This window comes from Pseudomonas gingeri (assembly GCF_013385635.1).
Taxonomy (GTDB): Bacteria; Pseudomonadota; Gammaproteobacteria; order Pseudomonadales; family Pseudomonadaceae; genus Aquipseudomonas; species Aquipseudomonas gingeri_A.
Map to the genome: position 1 here is coordinate 140,655 of NZ_JACAPR010000023.1, position 23,928 is coordinate 164,582.

20 protein-coding genes are annotated in these 23,928 nt (G+C 60.7%); 19 read left to right on the forward strand and 1 reads right to left on the reverse strand.

From position 1 onward, the window contains the following. Window position 1: 1 nt before the first annotated feature. The gene (gene map / locus HX851_RS26345) at window positions 2-784 is read right to left on the reverse strand and encodes a type I methionyl aminopeptidase (protein WP_177063305.1); all 783 of its coding nucleotides are present in this window, start codon (window positions 782-784) and stop codon (window positions 2-4) included. A 398-nt stretch (window positions 785-1,182) separates the two neighbouring features. On the opposite strand from map, the gene rpsB reads away from it, so the two are divergent. From rpsB to pyrG, 19 genes are all read left to right on the forward strand, one after another. Further along, window positions 1,183-1,920 (forward strand): 30S ribosomal protein S2, encoded by a 738-nt coding sequence (rpsB, locus tag HX851_RS26350; RefSeq protein WP_177063306.1) that lies wholly within the window; start codon window positions 1,183-1,185, stop codon window positions 1,918-1,920. Between the two features lie 192 nt (window positions 1,921-2,112). Then, window positions 2,113-2,976 carry a translation elongation factor Ts gene (gene tsf / locus HX851_RS26355; RefSeq protein ID WP_177063433.1) on the forward strand — a complete coding sequence of 288 codons (864 nt, stop codon included), beginning with the start codon at window positions 2,113-2,115 and terminating at the stop codon, window positions 2,974-2,976. Window positions 2,977-3,178: 202 nt separating this feature from the next. Next, window positions 3,179-3,922, forward strand: coding sequence for a UMP kinase (gene pyrH, locus HX851_RS26360; RefSeq protein ID WP_003189161.1), 744 nt, complete (start codon window positions 3,179-3,181; stop codon window positions 3,920-3,922). Beyond that, entirely contained in the window at window positions 3,919-4,476 is a 558-nt protein-coding gene (frr, locus tag HX851_RS26365) for a ribosome recycling factor (protein WP_017127121.1), read from the forward strand. Before pyrH ends, frr begins: the two co-directional genes overlap by 4 nt. 15 nt (window positions 4,477-4,491) lie before the next feature. Beyond that, window positions 4,492-5,247: a polyprenyl diphosphate synthase gene (uppS, locus tag HX851_RS26370; RefSeq protein ID WP_017127122.1), complete on the forward strand. Its 756-nt coding sequence runs from the start codon at window positions 4,492-4,494 to the stop codon at window positions 5,245-5,247. Then, window positions 5,247-6,059: a phosphatidate cytidylyltransferase gene (locus HX851_RS26375; protein WP_177066149.1), complete on the forward strand. Its 813-nt coding sequence runs from the start codon at window positions 5,247-5,249 to the stop codon at window positions 6,057-6,059. Before uppS ends, HX851_RS26375 begins: the two co-directional genes overlap by 1 nt. Then, complete coding sequence (gene ispC / locus HX851_RS26380) at window positions 6,056-7,246, forward strand: 1-deoxy-D-xylulose-5-phosphate reductoisomerase (RefSeq protein ID WP_177066148.1); 1,191 nt, start codon at window positions 6,056-6,058, stop codon at window positions 7,244-7,246. The genes HX851_RS26375 and ispC overlap by 4 nt, the downstream gene beginning before the upstream one ends. A gap of 54 nt (window positions 7,247-7,300) precedes the next feature. Then, window positions 7,301-8,653, forward strand: a complete 1,353-nt coding sequence (gene rseP / locus HX851_RS26385) for a sigma E protease regulator RseP (RefSeq protein WP_177066147.1) — start codon at window positions 7,301-7,303, stop codon at window positions 8,651-8,653. Between the two features lie 75 nt (window positions 8,654-8,728). Further along, entirely contained in the window at window positions 8,729-11,116 is a 2,388-nt protein-coding gene (bamA, locus tag HX851_RS26390; protein ID WP_177063310.1) for an outer membrane protein assembly factor BamA, read from the forward strand. A 45-nt stretch (window positions 11,117-11,161) separates the two neighbouring features. Then, on the forward strand, window positions 11,162-11,665 hold the full coding sequence (locus tag HX851_RS26395; RefSeq protein ID WP_017127127.1) for an OmpH/Skp family outer membrane protein: 504 nt from the start codon (window positions 11,162-11,164) through the stop codon (window positions 11,663-11,665). A gap of 3 nt (window positions 11,666-11,668) precedes the next feature. Then, complete coding sequence (lpxD, locus tag HX851_RS26400) at window positions 11,669-12,724, forward strand: UDP-3-O-(3-hydroxymyristoyl)glucosamine N-acyltransferase (protein WP_177063311.1); 1,056 nt, start codon at window positions 11,669-11,671, stop codon at window positions 12,722-12,724. 114 nt (window positions 12,725-12,838) lie between these two features. Continuing rightward, entirely contained in the window at window positions 12,839-13,279 is a 441-nt protein-coding gene (gene fabZ, locus HX851_RS26405; protein ID WP_017127129.1) for a 3-hydroxyacyl-ACP dehydratase FabZ, read from the forward strand. Continuing rightward, window positions 13,276-14,052 carry an acyl-ACP--UDP-N-acetylglucosamine O-acyltransferase gene (gene lpxA / locus HX851_RS26410; RefSeq protein WP_177063312.1) on the forward strand — a complete coding sequence of 259 codons (777 nt, stop codon included), beginning with the start codon at window positions 13,276-13,278 and terminating at the stop codon, window positions 14,050-14,052. Before fabZ ends, lpxA begins: the two co-directional genes overlap by 4 nt. A 2-nt stretch (window positions 14,053-14,054) precedes the next feature. Further along, window positions 14,055-15,185 carry a lipid-A-disaccharide synthase gene (lpxB, locus tag HX851_RS26415; protein ID WP_218173527.1) on the forward strand — a complete coding sequence of 377 codons (1,131 nt, stop codon included), beginning with the start codon at window positions 14,055-14,057 and terminating at the stop codon, window positions 15,183-15,185. Between the two features lie 11 nt (window positions 15,186-15,196). Further along, window positions 15,197-15,823, forward strand: coding sequence for a ribonuclease HII (gene rnhB, locus HX851_RS26420; RefSeq protein ID WP_177066183.1), 627 nt, complete (start codon window positions 15,197-15,199; stop codon window positions 15,821-15,823). Window positions 15,824-15,894: 71 nt separating this feature from the next. Further along, window positions 15,895-19,416, forward strand: a complete 3,522-nt coding sequence (dnaE, locus tag HX851_RS26425) for a DNA polymerase III subunit alpha (protein ID WP_177066146.1) — start codon at window positions 15,895-15,897, stop codon at window positions 19,414-19,416. A 149-nt stretch (window positions 19,417-19,565) separates the two neighbouring features. After that, on the forward strand, window positions 19,566-20,513 hold the full coding sequence (locus tag HX851_RS26430) for an acetyl-CoA carboxylase carboxyltransferase subunit alpha (protein ID WP_177063314.1): 948 nt from the start codon (window positions 19,566-19,568) through the stop codon (window positions 20,511-20,513). A 152-nt stretch (window positions 20,514-20,665) separates the two neighbouring features. Further along, window positions 20,666-22,018, forward strand: a complete 1,353-nt coding sequence (tilS, locus tag HX851_RS26435; RefSeq protein ID WP_370590571.1) for a tRNA lysidine(34) synthetase TilS — start codon at window positions 20,666-20,668, stop codon at window positions 22,016-22,018. Between the two features lie 274 nt (window positions 22,019-22,292). Then, complete coding sequence (pyrG, locus tag HX851_RS26440; protein ID WP_177063315.1) at window positions 22,293-23,924, forward strand: CTP synthase; 1,632 nt, start codon at window positions 22,293-22,295, stop codon at window positions 23,922-23,924. The last annotated feature ends 4 nt before the right edge of the window (window positions 23,925-23,928 follow it).

A 23,928-nucleotide genomic window follows, 5' to 3' on the forward strand; every position in this document is an offset into this window, starting at 1 on the left:
ATCAGGCTGAGACGCGTGGGATGGTGTCATCACTGCGCAGGGTGAAGATCTCGTAGCCGGTATCGGTGACCAGCAGGGTGTGTTCCCACTGGGCCGAGAGCTTGCGGTCCTTGGTGATGGCGGTCCAGCCGTCGCCCAGCACCTTGGTGTCGGCCTTGCCCTGGTTGATCATCGGCTCGATGGTGAAGGTCATGCCGGCCTTCAGCTCCATACCGGTGCCGGCGCGGCCGTAGTGCAGGATCTGTGGCTCTTCGTGGAACACCTTGCCGATACCGTGGCCGCAGAACTCGCGCACCACCGAGAAACCGTTCTTTTCGGCGTGCTTCTGGATGATTTCGCCGATATCGCCCAGGCGGCAGCCAGGCCTGACGATTTCGATTGCCTTGTACATGCATTCCTGGGTCACCTGGGACAGGCGCTCGGCCCAGACCGGTACGTTGCCGACATGGAACATCTTGCTGGTATCGCCGTGGTAGCCGTCCTTGATCACGGTCACGTCGATATTCACGGTATCGCCATCCTTGAGCGGTTTGTCGCCGGGGATACCATGGCAGACCACGTGGTTGACCGAGGTGCAGATCGACTTCGGGAAGCCCTTGTAGTTGAGGGGCGCGGGAATGGCCTGCTGCACGTTGACGATATAGTCGTGGCAGATGCGGTCCAGCTCCTCGGTGGTGACGCCGGGCTTGACGAATTCACCGATCATTTCCAGCACATCGGCGGCCAGCTTGCCGGCGACGCGCATTTTTGCGATGTCCTCGGGAGTTTTGAGGGTGACGGTCATACAGGCTCTCTATGCGCTCGATGGCGCTGATAAACACGGGGAAAGGTCGAAGACGGCAACATCCGGTCACGGAGTGTTGCGTTTTCAAAACCCTGAAAAATGCGATTCTAACAGACGGACGGGGCAAATCATGACGTCCGGGCATCGCTTCTCTCTATAAAGGATGGGGCATTCTGGCGCGAAACCAAGGGCCGCGCAAAAGCCCTTGGCGGGAAATGCGAATCCGGGTTCCGTTTTCGTCCTCCTTGTGGTATAAAATGCGCCGCTTTCCGGGGATACCCCGAAAGGCTTAAATCCACACACGTGTCGACACGATGACCTGGGTGCCTTCAGCTTTATGCTGCTTGGTTGGTCATTGGGATACGTGGAGGCCAAACCCGACTTATTAAGGAACTATCATGTCCCAAGTCAACATGCGCGATATGCTGAAGGCCGGTGTGCACTTCGGTCACCAGACCCGTTACTGGAACCCGAAAATGGGCAAGTACATTTTCGGCGCGCGTAACAAGATCCACATCATCAACCTTGAAAAAACCCTGCCAATGTTCAACGAGGCTCTGACTTTCGTAGAGCGTCTGGCCCAGGGCAAAAACAAGATTCTGTTCGTCGGCACCAAGCGTTCCGCTGGCAAGATCGTTGCTGAAGAAGCAGCACGTTGCGGCTCGCCGTACGTCGACCACCGCTGGTTGGGCGGCATGCTGACCAACTTCAAGACCATCCGTGCTTCCATCAAGCGTCTGCGTGACCTTGAAGTGCAAGCCGAAGACGGCACTTTCGCCAAGCTGACCAAGAAAGAGGCGCTGATGCGTACTCGCGACCTGGAAAAGCTGGATCGTAGCCTGGGTGGTATCAAGGACATGGGCGGTCTGCCAGACGCACTGTTCGTGATCGACGTTGACCACGAGCGCATCGCGATCACCGAAGCCAACAAGCTGGGTATCCCGGTCATCGGCGTTGTCGATACCAACAGCAGCCCGGAAGGCGTTGACTACATCATCCCAGGCAACGATGACGCCATCCGCGCCATCCAGCTGTACATGGGTTCGATGGCTGACGCTGTGATCCGCGGTCGTAACAATGTTGCCGGCGGCACCGTTGAGTTCACCGAAGAAGCACCGGTCGCTGCAGCTGAGTAATTGACGCCCTGGCGTTGACTCAGTAAGCAAAAAGGGGGCTTGGCCCCCTTTTTGCCACCTCGAAAACCATTTGTCTGGCGCGCCGCTACAGCGTCTGTAACGTGCAGTTGCTAACAAGGGTGGTTCGGGAAGAATTGAACGCCCGTTCGATCGGGTGGAATGGTTGATAACCTATCCAAGAGGAATTTTGAAATGGCAGAGATTACTGCAGCGTTGGTCAAAGAACTGCGCGAGCGTACCGGCGAAGGCATGATGGACTGCAAGAAGGCCTTGACCAAGGCCGGCGGCGACATCGAAAAAGCCATCGATGACATGCGTGCATCGGGCGCCATCAAAGCCGCCAAGAAAGCAGGCAACGTTGCTGCTGAAGGCGCTATCGCTATCAAGGGCGACGGCAAAGCTGCCGTGATCCTGGAAGTGAACTCGCAGACCGACTTCCTGGCTCTGCAAGACGACTTCAAGAACTTCGTCGCTGCCAGCGTCGAAAAAGCCTTCGCTGACAAACTGACCGACGCAGCTCCGCTGATCGCCGCTCAGGAAACTGCTCGCGAAGCCCTGGTTGCCAAGGTTGGCGAAAACGTCAACATCCGTCGCCTGGCTCGTATCGAAGGTGATGTGGTCGGTGCCTACCTGCACGGCAACAAGATCGGTGTGGTCGTGGCCCTGCAGGGCGGCAACGAAGAGTTGGCCAAGGACGTTGCCATGCACGTCGCGGCAACCAACCCTGAATTCCTGCTGCCATCGCAGGTTTCGCCTGAGGCTATCGAACGCGAAAAAGGCGTTTTCCTGACCCTCAACGAAGAAAAGATCAAAGGCAAGCCTGAGAACATCGTTGAAAACATGGTCAAAGGTCGTATCAGCAAGTTCCTGGCCGAAGCCAGCCTGGTTGAACAAGCTTTCGTCAAGAACCCGGAAGTCACCGTAGGTGCCCTGGTCAAGAAAGCCGGCGCTGAAATCGTTTCCTTCACTTACTTCAAAGTAGGTGATGGCATCGAGAAGCCAGTGGACAACTTCGCTGAAGAAGTTGCTGCTCAAGTGGCTGCCAGCAAGCAATAAGACGGTTTTCAACTGTCGACCCCAAGAGGCTGCCCGCTTACGCGCGCAGCCTCTTTTCAAATGGGAAGAAGGTTTCTCTTTTTCCTTTCGGAACCGGCTTACAAAGTCGTGTTCTGATGGCGCTGTAGCAGCGCCAAGCTAGAGTTAGCGCAGGCTGCAAACAGCTCGCAAGAATTTTTAAACGCCGCAGGAGAGATTCGCAATGGCTCAGCAGGGCAGTGGTTATCAAGCTCGCTATAAACGCATTCTACTCAAGCTTAGCGGCGAGGCCCTGATGGGCTCGGAAGAGTTCGGGATCGACCCGAAAGTCCTGGATCGCATGGCGCTGGAAGTGGGTCAGCTGGTAGGTATCGGCGTGCAGGTCGGCCTGGTGATCGGCGGCGGCAACCTGTTCCGTGGCGCTGCCCTGAGCGCGGCCGGCATGGACCGTGTCACCGGCGACCACATGGGCATGCTGGCCACTGTGATGAACGCGCTGGCGATGCGCGACGCGCTGGAACGTGCGAATATCTCGGCCATCGTGATGTCGGCCATTTCCATGGTCGGCGTGACCGATCATTACGATCGTCGCAAGGCGATGCGTCACCTCAACTCCAAGGAAGTGGTGATTTTCGCGGCCGGTACCGGCAATCCGTTCTTTACCACGGATTCGGCGGCTTGCCTGCGTGCGATCGAAATCGATGCCGACGTGGTGCTCAAGGCGACCAAGGTCGATGGCGTCTATACCGCAGATCCATTCAAGGACCCGCATGCCGAGAAGTTCGATCATCTGACCTACGATGAAGTGCTGGATCGCAAGCTGGGTGTCATGGACCTGACCGCCATCTGCCTGTGCCGCGATCACAAGATGCCGCTGCGCGTATTTAACATGAACAAGCCCGGCGCCCTGCTGAATATCGTGCATGGCGGCGCTGAAGGAACCCTGATCGAGGAAGGCCAACAATGATCAACGAACTCAAGAAAGACGCTCAAGAGCGCATGCAGAAATCCCTGGAGTCCCTGGCTCACAACTTCGGTCGTATCCGCACCGGGCAGGCTCATCCGAGCATCCTGGAGGGTGTGATGGTGCCTTACTACGGCGCCGACACCCCGATCAAGCAGGTCGCCAACATTACCGTCAAGGACGCCCGTACCCTGCAGGTCGTGGCGTTCGAGCGCAACATGCTCGGTGCCGTGGACAAGGCGATCGGTAGCGCCGGTCTGAACCTGAACCCGACCAACCTGGGCGAGCTGCTGCTGATTTCCATGCCGGCACTGACCGAGGAAACCCGTCGCGGTTTCACCAAACAGGCCCGTGAAGAAGCGGAAAACGCCCGTGTTGCCGTGCGCAACATTCGTCGTGACGTGCTCGGTGACCTGAAGGACCTGGTCAAGGAAAAGGAAATCAGCGAAGACGAAGAGCGTCGTGCTGCCGACGAAATCCAGAAGCTGACTGACAGCTTCGTGGCCAAGATCGAAGTGGCCGTGAAGCAAAAAGAAGCGGACCTGATGGCCGTATAAGGGTCAGACGTTTTCATGGAAAAGACCAAGCAGGCTGGGCTGTCCTCGGTACCGCGCCATGTCGCGATCATCATGGATGGTAATAATCGCTGGGCGAAGAAGCGTTTCTTGCCTGGTGTCGCTGGCCACAAGGCCGGCGTCGATGCGGTGCGGGCGGTGATCGAGGTGTGTGCCGAGGCCAAGGTCGAGGTATTGACCTTGTTCGCCTTCTCCAGTGAGAACTGGCAGCGCCCCGCCGACGAGGTCAGCGCCTTGATGGACCTGTTCTTCAAGGCGTTGCGGCGCGAGGCCAAGCGCCTCGATGACAACAACATCAGCCTGCGGATCATTGGCGACCGCTCGCGCTTCCACCCTGAACTCCAGGCGGCGATGCGCGAGGCGGAAGCGGCGACGGCGGGCAGCAATCGTTTCATCCTGCAGATCGCGGCCAACTACGGCGGCCAGTGGGATATCGCCCAGGCGGCCCAGCGCCTTGCCCGCGAAGTGCAGGCCGGGCATCTGCGTCCGGACGATATCACCCCGGAGTTACTGCAGACCTGCCTGGCAACCGGCGACCTGCCGCTGCCGGACCTGTGCATCCGTACCGGTGGCGAACATCGCATCAGCAACTTCCTGTTGTGGCAGCTGGCGTATGCCGAGCTGTATTTCTCCGACCTGTTCTGGCCGGACTTCAAACACGATGCCATGCGCAATGCGCTGGCTGATTTCGCTTCCCGCCAGCGTCGCTTCGGTAAAACGAGCGAGCAGGTCGAAGCTGGAGCCCGGGTTTAATGCTCAAGCAACGCATCATCACGGCACTTATCCTCCTGCCCATCGCCTTGTGCGGTTTTTTCCTGCTCTCGGGGTCCGGTTTCGCGCTGTTTATCGGCTTGGTCGTGACCCTCGGTGCCTGGGAATGGGCGCGCCTGGCGGGCTTTGAAGCGCAGCCGGCCCGGGTGGCGTATGCCGCGCTGGTCGCGATCCTGCTGTTCTTCATGTACATCCTGCCGAACCTGGCGCCCTGGGTGCTGGGGGCGTCGGTGTTGTGGTGGGGGCTGGCGACCTACCTAGTGCTGACTTATCCGCAGTCCAGCGCGCACTGGTCGAGTACGGCGAGCAAGTTGGTGATCGGTTTCCTGATCCTGCTGCCGGCCTGGCAGGGGCTGATCGAAATCAAGCAGCATGCTTCCGGCCAGGGCAACCTGCTGATCATGGCGGTGATGATCCTGGTCTGGGGTGCCGATATCGGCGCCTATTTTTCCGGCAGGGCCTTTGGCAAGCGCAAGCTGGCGCCGGCAGTCAGTCCGGGCAAGAGCTGGGAAGGTGTCTATGGTGGCCTGCTGCTGAGCCTGGTCATCACGGCGGTGGTTGGCCTGGTGTATGGCTGGGGCTTCGGCCAGATCCTGGCCAGCCTGCTGGGCGCGGCGATCATCGTGTTCATTTCGGTGGTCGGTGACCTGACCGAAAGCATGTTCAAGCGTCAATCCGGGATCAAGGACAGCAGTAACCTGTTGCCTGGCCACGGTGGCGTGCTCGATCGTATCGACAGCCTGACCGCGGCGATCCCAATGTTCGCGGTATTGCTGTGGATCGCTGCATCGTGAGCCGCCCACAACAGATCACCGTGCTGGGAGCTACCGGCTCCATCGGCCTGAGCACCCTGGATGTGATTGCCCGGCACCCGGAGCGTTACCAGGTGTTTGCCCTGAGCGGCTTCAGCCGCCTGGCCGAGTTGTTCGCCTTGTGTGTCCGCCATCGGCCGCGTTTTGCGGTGGTGCCTGAGGTTGCCGCCGCGCGCGGCTTGCAGGCGGATCTGCGCGCTGCCGGGCTGTCCACCGAGGTGCTGGTGGGCGAGGAGGCGTTGTGCCAGGTTTGCGCCGATCCCGAAGTCGATACCGTGATGGCGGCGATCGTGGGGGCGGCGGGCCTGCGTCCGACCCTGGCCGCGGTCGAGGCCGGCAAGAAGATCCTGCTGGCCAACAAGGAAGCGCTGGTGATGACCGGCGCTTTGTTCATGCAGGCGGTGCGCAAGAGCGGTTCGGTGCTGTTGCCGATCGACAGTGAGCACAATGCGATTTTTCAATGTCTGCCCGGCGACTTCGCCCGTGGCCTCGGCGCGGTAGGGGTGCGACGCATCCTGCTGACCGCCTCCGGTGGTCCATTCCGGCAAACGCCGTTGGCCGAACTGGAGCATGTCACGCCTGACCAGGCCTGCGCGCACCCCAACTGGTCCATGGGGCGCAAGATTTCCGTCGATTCCGCGAGCATGATGAACAAGGGGCTCGAGCTGATCGAAGCCTGCTGGTTGTTCGACGCCCGGCCGATCCAGGTCGAGGTGGTGATCCACCCGCAGAGCGTGATCCACTCCCTGGTCGATTACGTCGATGGTTCGGTGCTCGCCCAATTGGGTAATCCGGACATGCGCACGCCGATCGCCAATGCCCTGGCCTGGCCGGAACGCATCGATTCCGGCGTCGCTCCGCTGGACCTGTTTTCCGTGGCCCGGTTGGACTTCCAGGCGCCGGACGAGCAGCGTTTCCCTTGCCTGCGCCTGGCGCGGGCCGCCGCCGAAGCCGGTGGCAGCGCACCGGCGGTGCTGAATGCGGCCAATGAAGTGGCCGTGGCCGCGTTTCTCGAACGGCGCATCCGTTATCCCGAGATCGCGAGTATCATCGAGGAAGTTTTGAATCTGGAACCTGTTGTTGCGGTCGATGAACTCGACGCGGTATTCGCAGCAGATGCCAAGGCACGGGCATTGACCGAACAGTGGCTGAGTCGCAACGGGCGTTGAGCCCGGTGTAGCGTACGAGCGATGCGGCACTTGATAGGATTGCGGAGAAAGTAGATGAGCGCGCTCTATATGATTGTCGGCACCCTGGTGGCATTGGGTGTGCTGGTTACTTTCCATGAATTCGGCCACTTCTGGGTGGCGCGCCGCTGCGGCGTCAAGGTGCTGCGCTTTTCCGTGGGCTTCGGTACGCCGCTGCTGCGTTGGCATGACCGTCGTGGCACCGAGTTCGTATTGGCGGCGATTCCCCTCGGCGGTTACGTGAAGATGCTCGATGAGCGTGAGGCGCCGGTTGCGCCGCAAGAGCTCGATCAGGCTTTCAATCGCAAGACCGTGCGCCAGCGCATCGCCATTGTCGCGGCCGGGCCGATCGCCAACTTCCTGTTGGCCATGGTGTTCTTCTGGGTGCTGGCGATGCTCGGCAGCCAGCAGGTACGTCCGATCATCGGCGCGGTGGAGAGCGGCAGTATCGCCGCCAAGGCCGGTTTGAGCGTCGGTCAGGAAATCGTTGCCATCGATGGCGAGCCGACCACCGGCTGGTCCGCCGTCAATCTACAACTGGTCCGTCGCCTGGGGGAGAGCGGCACGCTGCGCCTGCAGGTGCGTGAGCAGGGGTCGACCAGCGACTCTCCACGTGAGCTGATCCTCGATCGCTGGCTGCAGGGTGCCGACGAGCCGGACCCGATCAAGTCCCTGGGGATTCGCCCATGGCGCCCGGCGTTGCCGCCGCTGTTGGCCGAACTCGATCCGAAAGGCCCCGCCCAGGCCGCCGGCCTGAAGACCGGTGATCGCCTGCTGTCGTTGAATGGCGATGCAGTCGATGACTGGCAGCAAGTGGTGGATTGGGTCCGTGTACGGCCTGATACCAAAATTGTGCTGCATGTCGAACGTGATGGTGCTCAAATCGACGTCCCGCTGACCCTGGCTTCCCGCGGTGATGGCAAGTCCGCCACCGGTTACCTGGGGGCTGGCGTCAGGGCGGTGGATTGGCCGCCGGAGATGGTCCGCGAGGTCAGCTTCGGGCCTTTGGCGGCGATCGGCGAGGGGGCCAGGCGTACCTGGACCATGAGTGTCCTGACCCTGGATTCGCTGAAGAAAATGTTGTTCGGCGAGCTCTCGGTAAAAAACTTGAGTGGACCGATAACCATTGCTAAAGTGGCGGGCGCTTCGGCCCAGTCGGGCGTCGCTGATTTCCTGAATTTCCTGGCTTATCTGAGTATCAGCCTGGGCGTTCTGAATTTGTTGCCCATTCCGGTACTGGATGGGGGGCATTTGCTGTTTTATCTGATCGAGTGGGCCCGTGGTCGCCCCTTGTCGGAGCGAGTACAGGGTTGGGGGATACAGATCGGTATCAGTTTGGTGGTCGGGGTGATGCTACTTGCCCTGGTCAACGATCTGGGTCGACTGTAACGCGTCGCGAAAATTGCGAATCTGCCGCATTTTGCGGCAGTTTGTTTATTGCCAGTTGGAATAAGAAAGGACTTCATGAAACGTCTGCTGCTAACTGCGGTTCTCACCGTATTGATGATCGCCGAAGTTCACGCCGAGTCCTTCACTATCTCCGATATTCGTGTCAACGGCCTCCAGCGGGTATCCGCTGGTAGCGTGTTTGGCGCGTTACCGTTGAACGTCGGGGAGCAAGCGGATGACCGTCGCCTGGTGGAATCCACTCGTGCGTTGTTCAAAACCGGTTTCTTCCAGGATATCCAACTGGGCCGCGACGGTAACGTCCTGGTCATCACGGTCGTCGAGCGGCCTTCGGTGGCCAGTATCGATATCGAAGGCAACAAGGCCATTTCGACCGATGACCTGATGAAGGGTCTGAAGCAATCAGGCCTGGCCGAAGGCGAAATCTTCCAGCGCGCAACCCTCGAGGGTGTTCGTAACGAACTCCAGCGCCAGTACGTGGCCCAGGGCCGCTATTCCGCCGAGGTCGAGACCGAAGTGGTGCCGCAGCCACGCAACCGCGTCGGTCTGAAGATCAAGATCAACGAGGGTACCGTTGCCGCCATCCAGCACATCAACGTGGTGGGTAATACGGTATTCCCTGACGAAGACCTGATCGACCTGTTCGAACTCAAGACCACCAACTGGTTGTCGTTCTTCAAGAACGACGACAAGTATGCCCGTGAAAAACTGTCCGGTGACCTGGAGCGCCTGCGCTCCTATTACCTGGACCGTGGCTATATCAACATGGATATCGCTTCGACCCAGGTTTCGATCACCCCGGACAAGAAAAACGTCTATATCACCGTCAACGTCACCGAAGGCCAGAAGTACAAGGTTCGCGACGTGAAACTCAGCGGCGACCTGAAAGTGCCTGAAGACCAGGTCAAGTCGCTGTTGCTGGTCGAGAAGGGCCAGGTGTTCTCGCGCAAGCTGATGACCACCACTTCGGAGCTGATCACCCGCCGCCTGGGTAACGATGGCTACACCTTCGCCAACGTCAACGGCGTGCCGACGCCACACGATGACGACCACACCGTCGATATCACTTTTGTGGTCGATCCGGGCAAGCGTGCCTACGTCAACCGTATCAATTTCCGTGGCAACACCAAGTCCGCGGACGAAGTACTGCGTCGTGAAATGCGTCAGATGGAAGGCGGTTGGGCTTCCACCTACCTGATCGACCAGTCCAAGACCCGTCTTGAGCGCCTGGGCTTCTTTAAAGAAGTCAACGTCGAGACTCCTGCGGTTCCTGGCGTCGACGACCAGGTTGACGTGAACTACGCCGTGGAAGAGCAGGCTTCGGGCTCGATCACCGCCAGCGTCGGTTTTGCCCAGAGCGCCGGTCTGATCCTCGGTGGTTCGATTACCCAGAACAACTTCCTCGGTACCGGTAACAAGGTCAGCATCGGCCTGACCCGCAGCGAATACCAGAGCCGCTACAACTTCGGCTACGTCGACCCCTACTGGACCGCCGACGGCGTCAGCCTGGGTTACAACGTGTTCTACCGCACCACCGACTACAAGGACCTCGACGTCGATGTAGCCAGCTACGCGGTAGACAGCCTGGGTGCCGGCGTCAGCGTGGGCTACCCGATCAGCGAGACTTCGCGCCTGACCTTCGGTCTGACTGCCCAGCAGGACAAGATCAAGACCGGCCTGTACACCGTGGACGAGATCTTCGACTTCGTGAACCGCGAAGGCGACAGCTACCTGAACTTCAAGGCATCGGCCGGCTGGTCGGAGTCGACCCTGAACAAGGGCGTCCTGGCCACCCGTGGTCACTCCCAGAGCCTGACCCTGGAAGCCACCACGCCGGGCAGCGACCTGTCGTTCTTCAAGCTCGACTACCGCGGCCAGGTGTTCACACCGCTGACTGACAACTACACCATGCGTTTCCATACCGAACTGGGTTATGGCGACGGTTACGGCTCGACGAACGGTCTGCCGTTCTACGAGAACTACTATGCAGGTGGTTTCAACTCGGTTCGCGGCTTCAAGGACAGCACTTTGGGTCCTCGCGGTACGCCAAGCCGTGGTGTTGGCGTGACCGGTAACGTCGGTACCATTGCCGACTCGGACAACGATCCGCTGCCGTTCGGTGGTAACGTGCTGATCCAGGGTGGTGCGGAACTGCTGTTCCCGCTGCCGTTCGTGAAAGACCAGCGTTCCCTGCGCACCTCGGTATTCTGGGATGTGGGTAACGTGTTCGACTCCAAGTGCGATCAGGTCAAGAACACCAACGGTACGCCTTCGCAGACGCAGTGCAATGATATCAGCCTCACCAACCTCGCCAGTTCCGTTGGCGTGGGTGTGACCTGGGTCACCGCGCTCGGTCCGTTGAGTTTTGCTTTGGCCATGCCAATCAAGAAACCGGATAACGCTGAAACTCAGGTGTTCCAATTCTCCCTCGGTCAGACGTTCTAACGGTCTGACCCAAGATAACGACAATGGATTTTGTAGGAGTTTATCGTGCGTAAGTTGACTCAACTGGTGCTGCTGGCGACTGTCTTGGTAGCGACCCCGGCATTTGCCGAAATGAAAATCGCAGTCCTGAACTACCAGATGGCCTTGCTGGAATCCGACGCGGCCAAGAAATACGCCGTGGATGCCGAGAAGAAGTTCGGCCCGCAACTGACCAAGCTGAAAACTCTGGAAAGCAGCGCCAAGGGCATCCAGGATCGTCTGGTCAGCGGTGGCGACAAGATGCAGCAGGGCGAACGTGAGCGCCTTGAGCTGGAATTCAAGCAAAAGGCCCGTGACTTCCAGTTCCAGTCCAAGGAATTGAACGAAGCCAAGGCGGTTGCCGACCGTGAAATGCTCAAGCAGTTGAAGCCGAAACTGGACAGCGCGGTAGAAGAAGTCATCAAGAAAGGTGCCTTTGACCTGGTGTTCGAGCGTGGTGCAGTGATCGATGTCAAACCTCAGTACGACATCACTCGCCAGGTTATCGAGCGCATGAACCAGCTGAAGTAATCCATGACCGCGACTATCAAGCTCGGCCAATTGGCCGAGATCCTCGGCGCCACCCTGCGTGGCGACCCGGAGAAGGAAATCACTGGGCTGGCCACCTTGCAGGAGGCTGGCCCAGCTCAGTTGAGCTTTCTGGCAAATCCCCAATACCGTAAATACCTTGCAGACAGCCAGGCCGGTGCCGTGTTGCTCAAGACCGCCGATGCCGAGGCTTATGCCGGCGATTCGCTGGTCGTGGCCAACCCCTACCTGTCTTATGCCGGTATTTCGCACCTGTTCGATCCGAAACCCAAGGCCGCGCCGGGTATCCATCCGAGTGCGGTCGTGGCGGCGGATGCGCTGGTCGATCCGGCGGCGAGCATCGGCCCTTTCGTGGTGATCGAGAGCGGTGCGCGTATCGGTGCGGGCGTGACCATCGGCGCGCAGTGCTTTATCGGTGCTCGCTGTGAGATCGGCGAAGGTGGCTGGCTGGCTCCACGGGTGACCCTGTACCACGACGTGCGTATCGGCAAGCGTGTGGTGATCCAGTCCGGCGCGGTGCTCGGTGGTGAAGGCTTCGGCTTCGCCAACGAAAAGGGTATCTGGCACAAGATCGCCCAGATCGGCGGCGTGCTGGTCGGTGACGACGTGGAAATCGGCGTGAATACCGCCATCGATCGCGGCGCCTTGGCCGATACGATCCTCGGTAACGGCGTCAAGCTCGACAACCAGATCCAGATCGCCCATAACGTCCAGGTGGGCGATCACACCGCAATGGCGGCCTGCTGCGGTATTTCCGGCAGCACCAAGATCGGCAAGCATTGCATGCTCGCCGGTGGCGTCGGCCTCGTGGGGCATATCGAGATTTGCGATAACGTTTTCCTGACCGGGATGACCATGGTGACCCACTCGATCACCGAGCCGGGCTCCTATTCTTCCGGTACGGCCATGCAGCCGGCGGCCGAATGGCGCAAGAGCGCGGCGCGTATTCGCCAGCTCGACGACATCGCGCGACGACTGCGACAGCTGGAAAAACGTGTCGGGGACGTGACCCCGGACGCGGACGCTTCATCTGAAGGCTGATACCATTTCCATATCAAGTAGTCGCCAGAGTCTGTACGAAAGCTGCCTTCTTGATTTGCTAGAGGCGCGCGCCCGCGGCGTGCTCCCCATCTTTACTACAGGCTTCCCCACGAAATGATGGACATCAACGAGATTCGCGAATACCTGCCTCACCGTTACCCGTTCCTGCTGGTGGACCGGGTGGTGGAACTGGATGTCGAGGCCAAGCGCATTCGTGCCTACAAGAATGTCAGCATCAACGAGCCTTTCTTCAACGGTCACTTCCCTGCGCATCCGATCATGCCGGGCGTATTGATCATTGAGGCCATGGCCCAGGCTGCCGGCATCCTCGGTTTCAAGATCCTGGACGTGAAGCCTGCCGATGGCACCCTTTACTATTTCGTCGGTTCCGACAAGCTGCGCTTCCGCCAGCCGGTCAAGCCGGGCGACCAGTTGATCCTCGAAGCCACCTTCATCAGTTGCAAGCGCAAGATCTGGAAGTTCGAGTGCCAGGCGTCGGTTGATGGCAAGCCGGTGTGCTCGGCCGAGATCATCTGTGCGGAACAGGCGGTATGAGTTTGATTGACCCTCGCGCAATCATCGATCCGGCGGCCGTGCTGGCCGACGGCGTTGAGGTCGGCCCCTGGTCGATCGTCGGCGCAGGTGTGGAAATCGGCGAGGGAACAGTGATCGGGCCGCATGTGATCCTCAAGGGCTCGACCCGGATCGGCAAGCACAACCACATCTACCAGTTTTCCTCGGTAGGTGAGGATACCCCTGATCTCAAGTACAAGGGCGAGGACACTCGCCTGGTGATCGGTGATCACAACATCATCCGCGAAGGCGTGACGATCCATCGTGGCACGGTCCAGGACCGTTCGGAAACCACGCTGGGCGACCATAACCTGATCATGGCCTATGCCCATATAGGCCATGACAGCGTGATCGGCAACCACTGCATCCTGGTCAATAACACGGCGCTGGCCGGTCACGTACACGTGGATGACTGGGCGATCCTGTCCGGCTACACCCTGGTGCACCAGTTCTGCCATATCGGCGCCCACAGCTTCTCCGGGATGGGTACCGCCATCGGCAAGGACGTTCCGGCCTACGTCACGGTGTTCGGCAACCCGGCCGAAGCCCGCAGCATGAATTTCGAAGGCATGCGCCGTCGGGGCTTCAGCGAAGAAGTGATTCATGCGCTACGCCGGGCCTATAAGGTGGTGTATCGCCAGGGCCTGACCGTGGACCAGGCGATTGCCGAATTGGCCGAGCCTGCCGCGCAGTACCCTGAAGTGGCAGTGTTTCTCGAATCGATCCAGTCCTCGACCCGCGGCATCACCCGCTGATCATGGCCAGCCTGCGTATTGCGCTGGTCGCTGGTGAAGCGTCCGGCGATATTCTCGGCTCCGGTCTGATGCGTGCCCTCAAGGCCCGGCACCCCGCTGTCGAGTTTATCGGGGTGGGCGGGCCGTTGATGGAGGCTGAGGGGCTGGTCTCCTACTTCCCCATGGAGCGCCTGTCGGTGATGGGCCTGGTCGAGGTCCTCGGACGCTTGCCCGAGCTGCTCAAGCGGCGCAAGACGCTGATCCAGACACTGATTGCCGAGAAACCGGACGTTTTCATCGGGATCGACGCGCCGGACTTCACTCTCAATATCGAACTCAAGCTGCGACGTGCCGGGATCAAGACCGTGCACTACGTCAGCCCGTCCGTCTGGGCCTGGCGCCAGAAGCGGGTGCTGAAGATCCGCGAAGGCTGTGACCTGATGCTGACGCTGTTGCCGTTCGAAGCGCGTTTCTACGAAGAGAAGGGCGTGCCGGTGCGGTTTGTCGGGCACACCCTGGCCGATACCATTCCGCTGCAGGCCGATCGGGCGGCAGCGCGTGCCGAACTCGGCTTGCCGGACGGTCCGCTGGTGGCCTTGATGCCGGGCAGTCGCGGCGGCGAAGTCGGGCGTCTGGGCGGTCTGTTCCTGGATACGGCGCAGCGCCTGCAGGCGATGCATCCCGGCATTCGTTTTGTCATGCCCTGCGCCAGTCCGCAGCGCCGCAGCCAGATCGAAGCCTTGCTGGTGGGGCGCGACCTGCCGCTGACCCTGCTCGACGGGCAGTCCCACAAGGCCCTGGCGGCCTGTGACGCGGTGTTGATAGCCTCCGGCACGGCAACCCTCGAAGCCTTGCTCTACAAGCGCCCGATGGTGGTCGCCTACCGCCTGGCACCGCTGACGTTCTGGATTCTCAAGCGTTTGGTGAAAAGTCCCTATATCTCCCTGCCCAACCTGTTGGCCCAGCGTTTGCTGGTGCCCGAGTTGTTGCAGGATGACGCCACGCCCGATGCGCTGGCCAAGACCCTGTCGCCATTGATCGAGGATGGCCGGGAACAGACCCGCAGTTTCGACGAGATCCACCGGACTTTGCGCCTGGATGCCTCGAACCAGGCCGCCGACGCGGTCCTGACTCTGATCGGAAAGCCTGTATGAGTAACGTGAAGATGCAGATGGGGCTGGATTTCAGCCTGGTGGCAGATGCCGGGGAACTGGTAGCCGGCGTCGACGAAGTCGGTCGCGGTCCGCTCTGCGGTGCGGTGGTCACGGCGGCGGTGATCCTCGATCCCAAACGACCGATTCTCGGGCTGAACGACTCGAAGAAACTGACCGAGGCCCGGCGTGAAAAGCTTTATGACGAAATCCGCGAAAAAGCCCTGAGCTGGTGCATCGCCCGGGCCGAAGTCGAGGAAATCGACGAGCTGAATATTCTCCATGCCACCATGCTCGCGATGCAGCGTGCGGTCGCCGGCCTGCATATCCAGCCCAGGCTGGCGATGATTGATGGCAACCGCTGTCCGCAACTGCCAATGCCCTCGGAAGCGGTGGTCAAGGGCGATAGCAAGGTGCCGGCTATCGCCGCGGCGTCGATCCTGGCCAAAGTCAGCCGTGATCGTGAAATGGCTGCTTTCGAATTGATCTACCCGGGCTATGGCATTGGCGGGCACAAGGGCTACCCGACACCGGTCCACCTGGAAGCCTTGAACCGCCTGGGGCCGACGCCGATTCACCGGCGTTCGTTCGCGCCCGTGCGGCTGGCCTGGGAGGCCCGGGAGGGCCTCGTCGAGCTTTAGTCTGCTGATGTTTTAGCCAAGGCCCGGTACAATCCGGGCCTTGTCGTTTTTCATGCTTCTACAGGATCACTATGCCGGCTTCATTCGTTCACCTGCGCCTGCACACTGAATATTCCCTGGTCGACGGCCTGGTACGGATCAAGCCGCTGGTCAAGGCCCTGGCCGGTCTGAACATGCCCGCCGTGGCGGTCACCGACCAGAACAACATGTGCTCCCTGGTCAAGTTCTACAAGACCGCCATGGGCGCCGGGATCAAGCCGATCTGCGGCGCCGACCTGTGGCTGTCGAACAAGGACCCCGATGCGCCGTTGAGCCGTATCAGCCTGCTGGCGATGAACCCCCTGGGTTATCGCAACCTGACCGAACTGATCTCCCGTGGTTTCATCGACGGTCAGCGCAACGGCATGATCATCATCGAGCGCGAGTGGGTTGCCGAGGCCAATGCAGGCCTGATCATGCTGTCGGCGGCGAAGGAGGGCGAGATAGGCATGGCGCTACTCGGCGATAACGCCGCGGAAGCCGAGACCCTGACGCGTGAGTGGATGGCGGTGTTCCCGGACCGCTTCTATCTGGAAATCCAGCGCACCAACCGCCCGAACGACGAAGAACAACTGCACGGCGCCGTGGCCCTGGCCGAGAAACTGGGTGCGCCGCTGGTGGCGACCAACGATGTGCGTTTCATCAAGCAGGAAGACTTCGAGGCCCACGAAACCCGTGTCTGCATCGGTGAAGGTCGGGCCCTTGACGATCCGCGCCGCTCGAAGAACTACAGCGACCAGCAGTACCTGAAAAGCGCCGAGGAAATGGCCGAGTTGTTCAGCGACCTGCCCGATGCCCTGGAAAATACCGTCGAGATCGCCAAGCGCTGCAATATCGAAGTGAAGTTGGGTAAGCACTTCCTGCCCAACTTCCCGATTCCCGATGGCATGACCATCGACGAGTATTTCCGCAAGGTGTCGTTCGACGGTCTGGAAGAGCGCCTGGCGGTCCTGCTGCCCAGGGACACCACCGAAGACTATGAAGCCAAGCGCCAGGTCTATGTCGACCGGCTGAATTTCGAGCTGGATATCATTATCCAGATGGGCTTCCCCGGTTACTTCCTGATCGTTATGGACTTTATCCAGTGGGCAAAGAACAACGGCGTACCGGTGGGTCCCGGCCGGGGGTCGGGTGCCGGCTCGCTGGTGGCCTATGTACAGAAGATCACCGACCTCGACCCGCTGGAATATGACCTGCTGTTCGAGCGTTTCCTCAACCCGGAACGGGTATCCATGCCCGACTTCGACGTCGACTTCTGCATGGACGGTCGTGACCGGGTGATCGACTACGTGGCCGAGAAGTACGGTCGCAACGCGGTAAGCCAGATCATCACCTTCGGCTCCATGGCCGCCAAGGCGGTGGTGCGTGACGTGGCGCGAGTGCAGGGCAAGTCCTATGGCCTGGCGGACCGCCTGTCGAAGATGATCCCCTTCGAAGTCGGCATGACCCTGGAAAAAGCCTACGAGCAGGAAGAAATCCTGCGCGACTTCATCAAGGTCGATGAAGAAGCGGCGGAAATCTGGGAGATGGCGCGCAAGCTCGAAGGCGTGGTGCGTAACGTCGGTAAACACGCCGGTGGCGTGGTGATCGCGCCGACCAAGCTGACCGACTTCTCGCCGATCTATTGCGACGAAGAGGGTGACGGCCTGGTGACCCAGTTCGACAAGGACGACGTCGAGGCCGCCGGCCTGGTGAAGTTCGACTTCCTCGGCCTGCGAACCCTGACGATCATCGACTGGGCACTGAAGACCATCAACCGCGACCGCGCCAAGGTCAACGAGCCGCCGCTGGATATCGCCTTCATCCCGCTGGATGACAAGCCAACCTACAGCCTGTTGCAGAAGGCCGAGACCACAGCGGTATTCCAGCTTGAATCCCGTGGCATGAAGGAGCTGATCAAGAAGCTCAAGCCCGACTGCCTGGAAGACCTGATCGCCCTGGTGGCCCTGTTCCGTCCGGGGCCGTTGCAGTCCGGCATGGTGGACGACTTCATCAACCGCAAGCACGGTCGTGCCGAGCTGGCGTATCCCCACTCCGATTACCAGTACGAAGGCCTCAAGCCGGTACTGGCACCGACCTACGGCATCATCCTGTATCAGGAACAGGTGATGCAGATCGCCCAGGTCATGGCCGGCTACACCCTTGGCGGGGCGGACATGTTGCGTCGGGCCATGGGTAAAAAGAAACCCGAGGAAATGGCCAAGCAGCGTGGCGGTTTCATCGAAGGTTGCGCCAGCAACAATATCGACCCGGACCTGGCCGGTAACATCTTCGACCTGGTGGAGAAGTTCGCCGGTTACGGCTTCAACAAATCCCACTCCGCCGCCTACGGTCTGGTGTCGTACCAGACCGCCTGGCTGAAGGCCCACTACCCGGCGCCGTTCATGGCCGCGGTACTCTCGGCGGATATGCACAACACCGACAAGGTCGTGACCTTGATCGAGGAAGTGCGGACCATGAAGCTACGCCTCGACGCGCCGGACGTGAACACCTCGGAGTTCAAGTTCACGGTGAACGACGAAGGCCGGATCATCTATGGCCTCGGCGCCATCAAGGGTGTCGGCGAAGGCCCGGTGGAAGCGATTACCGAAGCGCGCCAGGCGGGACCGTTCGAGGATCTGTTCGATTTCTGCGCACGGGTCGACCTCAAGCGCATCAACAAGCGCACCCTCGACGGCCTGATCCGCAGCGGTGCGCTGGACCGTCTCGGTCCGTACTTCTTCGACGAACCCAAGCCCTACCAGGCCAATATCGACCGCAACCGCGCGGTCCTGCTGGCCGCGATGGAAGAGGCGATCAAGGCCGCCGAACAGACCGCGCGCACCCACGACAGCGGTCACGCCGACCTGTTTGGCGGGTTGTTCGTCGAGGAAGATGCGGATGTCTACGGCAATCACCGCAAGACCAAGGAACTGACCCTCAAGGAGCGCCTGAAAGGCGAGAAGGACACCCTTGGCCTGTACCTGACCGGTCACCCGATCGACGAATACGAAGGCGAGATCCGTCGTTTCGCCCGCCAGCGCATCATCGACCTGAAGCCGGCCCGGGATACCCAGACCGTGGCGGGGATGATCATCAACCTGCGGGTGATGAAAAACAAAAAGGGCGACAAGATGGGCTTTATCACCCTCGACGACCGCTCGGCGCGGATCGAGGCGTCACTGTTCGCCGATGCCTTCATGTCGGCCCAGTCGTTGTTGCAGACCGACGCCATGGTGGTGGTCGAGGGCGAAGTCAGCAACGATGACTTCTCCGGTGGCCTGCGCCTGCGGGTCAAGCGTGTGATGAGCATGGAGGATGCCCGCACCAACCTGGCCGAAAGCCTGCGCCTGAAGGTGCAAAGTGCCGCGCTCAAGGGCGATGAACTGCGCTGGCTGGGCGAATTGTTCAAGAAGCACCGGGGCGCCTGTCCGATCACCATGGAGTACACCGGCCTGGATGCCAAGGCCCTGCTGCAGCTCGGCGACGGCTGGAAGATCGACCCGGCGGACAGTCTGATTCAGGCATTGCGTGACCAGTTCGGGCGAGACAACGTCTTTCTCCAATACCGTTGAGGTGGTGGTGCTATCCATGCACCCCGACCTTGAACTTATTTTTAATCTCGACCTGAGCGCGCCATATCCCTTAAGGTAGGGCGCGATACAGATCAATCGGCCGGCCAGGCTGTGTAAAAACTACTGTGCTCGACCCAAGACGGATGCTTATGAACCCGAATTTTCTTGATTTCGAACAGCCGATCGCTGACCTGCAAGCCAAGATCGAAGAACTGCGCTTGGTCGGTAATGACAATTCGCTGAACATCGGCGATGAAATCTCTCGCCTGCAAGACAAGAGCAGCACGCTGACCGAAGACATTTTCGGCAAGCTGACCAGCTGGCAGATCGCGCGCCTGGCGCGTCATCCGCGCCGTCCATACACCCTGGACTACATCGAGCACATCTTCACCGAGTTCGATGAGCTGCACGGCGACCGTCATTTCTCCGACGATGCCGCGATCGTCGGTGGTATCGCCCGCCTGGAAGACCAGCCAGTGATGGTCATCGGTCACCAGAAAGGTCGTGAAGTGCGCGAGAAGGTTCGTCGCAACTTCGGCATGCCGCGCCCGGAAGGCTACCGCAAGGCCTGCCGCCTGATGGAAATGGCCGAGCGCTTCAAGATGCCGATCCTGACCTTTATCGACACGCCGGGTGCCTACCCGGGGATCGATGCCGAGGAACGCAACCAGAGCGAGGCCATTGCCTGGAACCTGCGGGTCATGGCGCGCCTGAAGACGCCGATCATTGCCACCGTTATCGGTGAGGGTGGTTCCGGCGGTGCACTGGCGATCGGTGTCTGCGACCAGTTGAACATGCTGCAGTATTCGACCTATGCGGTGATTTCCCCGGAAGGTTGCGCATCGATCCTCTGGAAAACCGCCGAGAAGGCCCCGGATGCCGCGGAAGCCATGGGCATTACCGCCGAGCGCCTGAAAGGCCTGGGTATCGTCGACAAGGTGATCGCCGAGCCACTGGGCGGTGCCCATCGTGATCCGGTGGCCGCCGCCGCGTCGATCCGTGCCGAACTGAGCGCGCAACTGGCGATGTTGAAGAAATTCGACAACGATGCGCTGCTGGCCCGTCGCTATGAGCGATTGATGAGCTACGGTCTCTAAGTGACCTGATGGAGCGCTCCCACGTTCGATGGGGGCGATCACCCTTGTAGGAGCCGGCTTGCCGGCGATTCGGGCCGTCGATGCAAGACTTTCTGGTCTCATCGCCGGCAAGCCGGCTCCTACAGGTTTGTGTTTCAGTCAGGCTGACCGCAATGAGGCGAAAAGCGACCGAACTCATGACCCTGCGCACCCTTCCTCTGCCTGATCGGCTTCTCCACGCCCTGGCTCCCTGGCGCACGGCCTCGACCTGGCGGCTGGCTTTCTCCGGCGGCCTTGACTCCACCGTCCTCCTGCATCTCCTCGCCCGCCTGGGCAGGACCGAATCCCTGCCCGAACTGACGGCCCTGCATATCCACCATGGCTTGCAGATCGCCGCCGACAGCTGGCCGGAACATTGCCAGGCATTCTGCGACACTCTGGGCGTGCCCTTGCAGGTGGTACGGGTGAGCGTCCAGCTCGGTGCCAGTCTCGAGCGTGCCGCCCGGGATGCGCGCTACCTGGCATTTGCCGGGGTGACCCAGTTGAACGAAGTCCTGCTGACGGCCCAGCATCGCGACGATCAGGCCGAGACACTGCTGTTCCGGCTGTTGCGCGGCGCCGGTGTCAGGGGATTGGCGGCCATGCCGACCGAGCGCGAAGTGGGTGGCGGTTATCTGGTCCGGCCGCTGCTCGATGTCTCGCGTGCGGAGCTGGAGCACTACGCCCGCGAGCATGGCTTGAACTGGATCGAGGATCCGTCCAACGCGGACCAGCAGTTTTCCCGCAACTACCTGCGCCACCGGGTTTTCCCCGACCTCACCGAGCGCTGGCCGCAGGCGGTCAGCAGCATGGTGCGCAGCGCCGCGCACCTGCGCGAAGCCCAGGAATTGCTGGACGAACTGGCCGACGTCGATCTTGACGAGGCCCAGGCCCATTCCCGCTATGACTGGCTGGGCATGCCGTCGCTGGCGCTGGACGCCGTGATCGACCTGTCGCCGGCGCGCCAGCGCAACCTCTTGCGTCACTGGCTGGCGCCGTTGACCCGCCTGCCGGACAGCGACCATTGGGCTGGCTGGGATGACCTGCGCGATGCCGGGCACGATGCGAGGCCCAAGTGGCGCCTGGCCGAAGGTGAGTTGCACCGCGCCGACGAGCACCTGTGGTGGCTGAGCGGTTCCTGGTTGCGTCAGCCCGTGGCGGATATCGAGTGGGCCGATCCCGGGCAGGCCCTGGAATTGCCGGACAACGGCGAGTTGCTGATCATCGGCGATGCGCCGCCCGGCCCGTTGCGGGTACGCTATCGTCAAGGCGGCGAAGTGCTGCACCTGCCGGACCGCGGGCACCGTGATCTGAAGCGCCTGCTTAATGAAAGCGGGGTGCCCTGGTTTGTCCGCGGCCGATTGCCGCTGGTCTACCGGGGCGGGCAATTACTGGCCGTGGCCAACCTGGCGGGGCTCGATGGCAGTGCGTTCGGCGACTGGCATTTGCAATGGCAGCCACCTTCGAGCGATCAAGGTTTGAGCTGAAAGCTGCTTTCCGGTAGACTACGCTCCCTTCTTGATACAACTTCTGTGGATTCGCCTGAATTGCAGCAGTTGCCGATTACCAAGCAGTCTTTGCTGGGCGATTCCAAAAAATGTGTAGCGAGCAACGTACCGGTGTTGTCACTTCCGGTCTGTCCCAACGCGGCGGTTTTTTTGAAAGATGCACTGTGATTAATGCAGGTGATCGGGGGCTTCGGCCTTCCTTCGCTTTCCCCGGCGGCTCGGACCGCTTTAACGCAGACTTCTAGGGTTTTTCATGACGCGCTACATATTCGTCACGGGCGGTGTTGTTTCTTCATTGGGGAAAGGCATTGCCTCGGCTTCATTGGCGGCCATCCTGGAGGCGCGGGGACTGAAAGTCACCATGCTCAAACTGGACCCGTACATCAACGTCGACCCGGGCACCATGAGCCCGTTCCAGCACGGTGAAGTGTTCGTCACCCACGACGGCGCCGAGACCGACCTGGACCTGGGCCACTACGAGCGGTTCATCCGCACGACCATGACCCAGAACAACAACTTCACCACCGGCCGTGTCTACGAGCACGTACTGCGCAAGGAGCGCCGTGGTGATTACCTGGGCGCGACCATCCAGGTGATTCCGCACATCACCGACGAAATCAAGCGTCGTATCATCAAGGGCGCCGGCGATGCCGACGTGGCCCTGGTGGAAATCGGCGGTACCGTGGGCGATATCGAGTCGCAACCGTTCCTCGAAGCCATCCGCCAGTTGCGTGTCGAAGTCGGCTCCAAGCGTGCGATGCTGATGCACCTGACCCTGGTCCCGTACATCGCCACCGCTGGCGAGACCAAGACCAAGCCGACCCAGCACTCGGTCAAGGAACTGCGTTCCATTGGCCTGCAGCCGGACGTGCTGATTTGCCGCTCCGACCACCCGGTGGACATCTCCTCGCGTCGCAAGATCGCGTTGTTCACCAACGTCGAAGAGCGTGCGGTGATCTCCCTGGAAGACGTCGATACCATCTACAAGATCCCGGCCGTGCTGCACGCCCAGGGCCTGGATGACTTCGTCGTCGAGCGTTTCGGCCTGCAATGCAACGGTGCCGACCTGTCCGAGTGGGAGCAGGTGGTCGACGCCAAGCTCAACCCCGAGCACGAAGTCACCATCGCCATGGTCGGCAAGTACATGGAACTGCTGGACGCCTACAAGTCGCTGATCGAAGCGATGAGTCACGCCGGCATCACCAACCGCACCAAGGTCAACCTGCGCTATATCGATTCCGAAGACATCGAGAACCAGGGCACGGGCCTGCTCGAAGGCGTTGACGCGATCCTCGTCCCTGGCGGTTTCGGCCTGCGTGGCGTGGAAGGCAAGATCACCGCCGTGCAATACGCTCGTGAGAACAAAGTGCCGTACCTGGGTATCTGCCTGGGCATGCAAGTGGCCGTGATCGAGTTCGCCCGTAACGTGCTGGGCTGGAAGGACGCCAACTCCACCGAGTTCGATCGTACCAGCGGCCACCCGGTCGTCGGCCTGATCACCGAGTGGGAAGATGCCACCGGAGCGGTCGAAACCCGCACCGAGACCTCGGACCTGGGTGGCACCATGCGCCTTGGCGCCCAGGACTGCCTGCTGGAGCCGGGTTCGCTGGTTCACGATTGCTACGCCAAAGACGTGATCGTCGAACGTCACCGTCACCGCTATGAAGTGAACAACAACCTGCTGCCGCAGATCATGGAAGCCGGCTTGAAGATTTCCGGCCGTTCCGGTGACGGCGCGCTGGTCGAAGTGGTCGAGGCCCCGGATCATCCATGGTTCGTCGCCTGCCAGTTCCACCCCGAGTTCACTTCGACCCCGCGTGACGGCCACCCGCTGTTCAGCGGTTTCGTCAAAGCCGCTTTGGCCCAACACCAGAAGAAGGCGTAAAGCT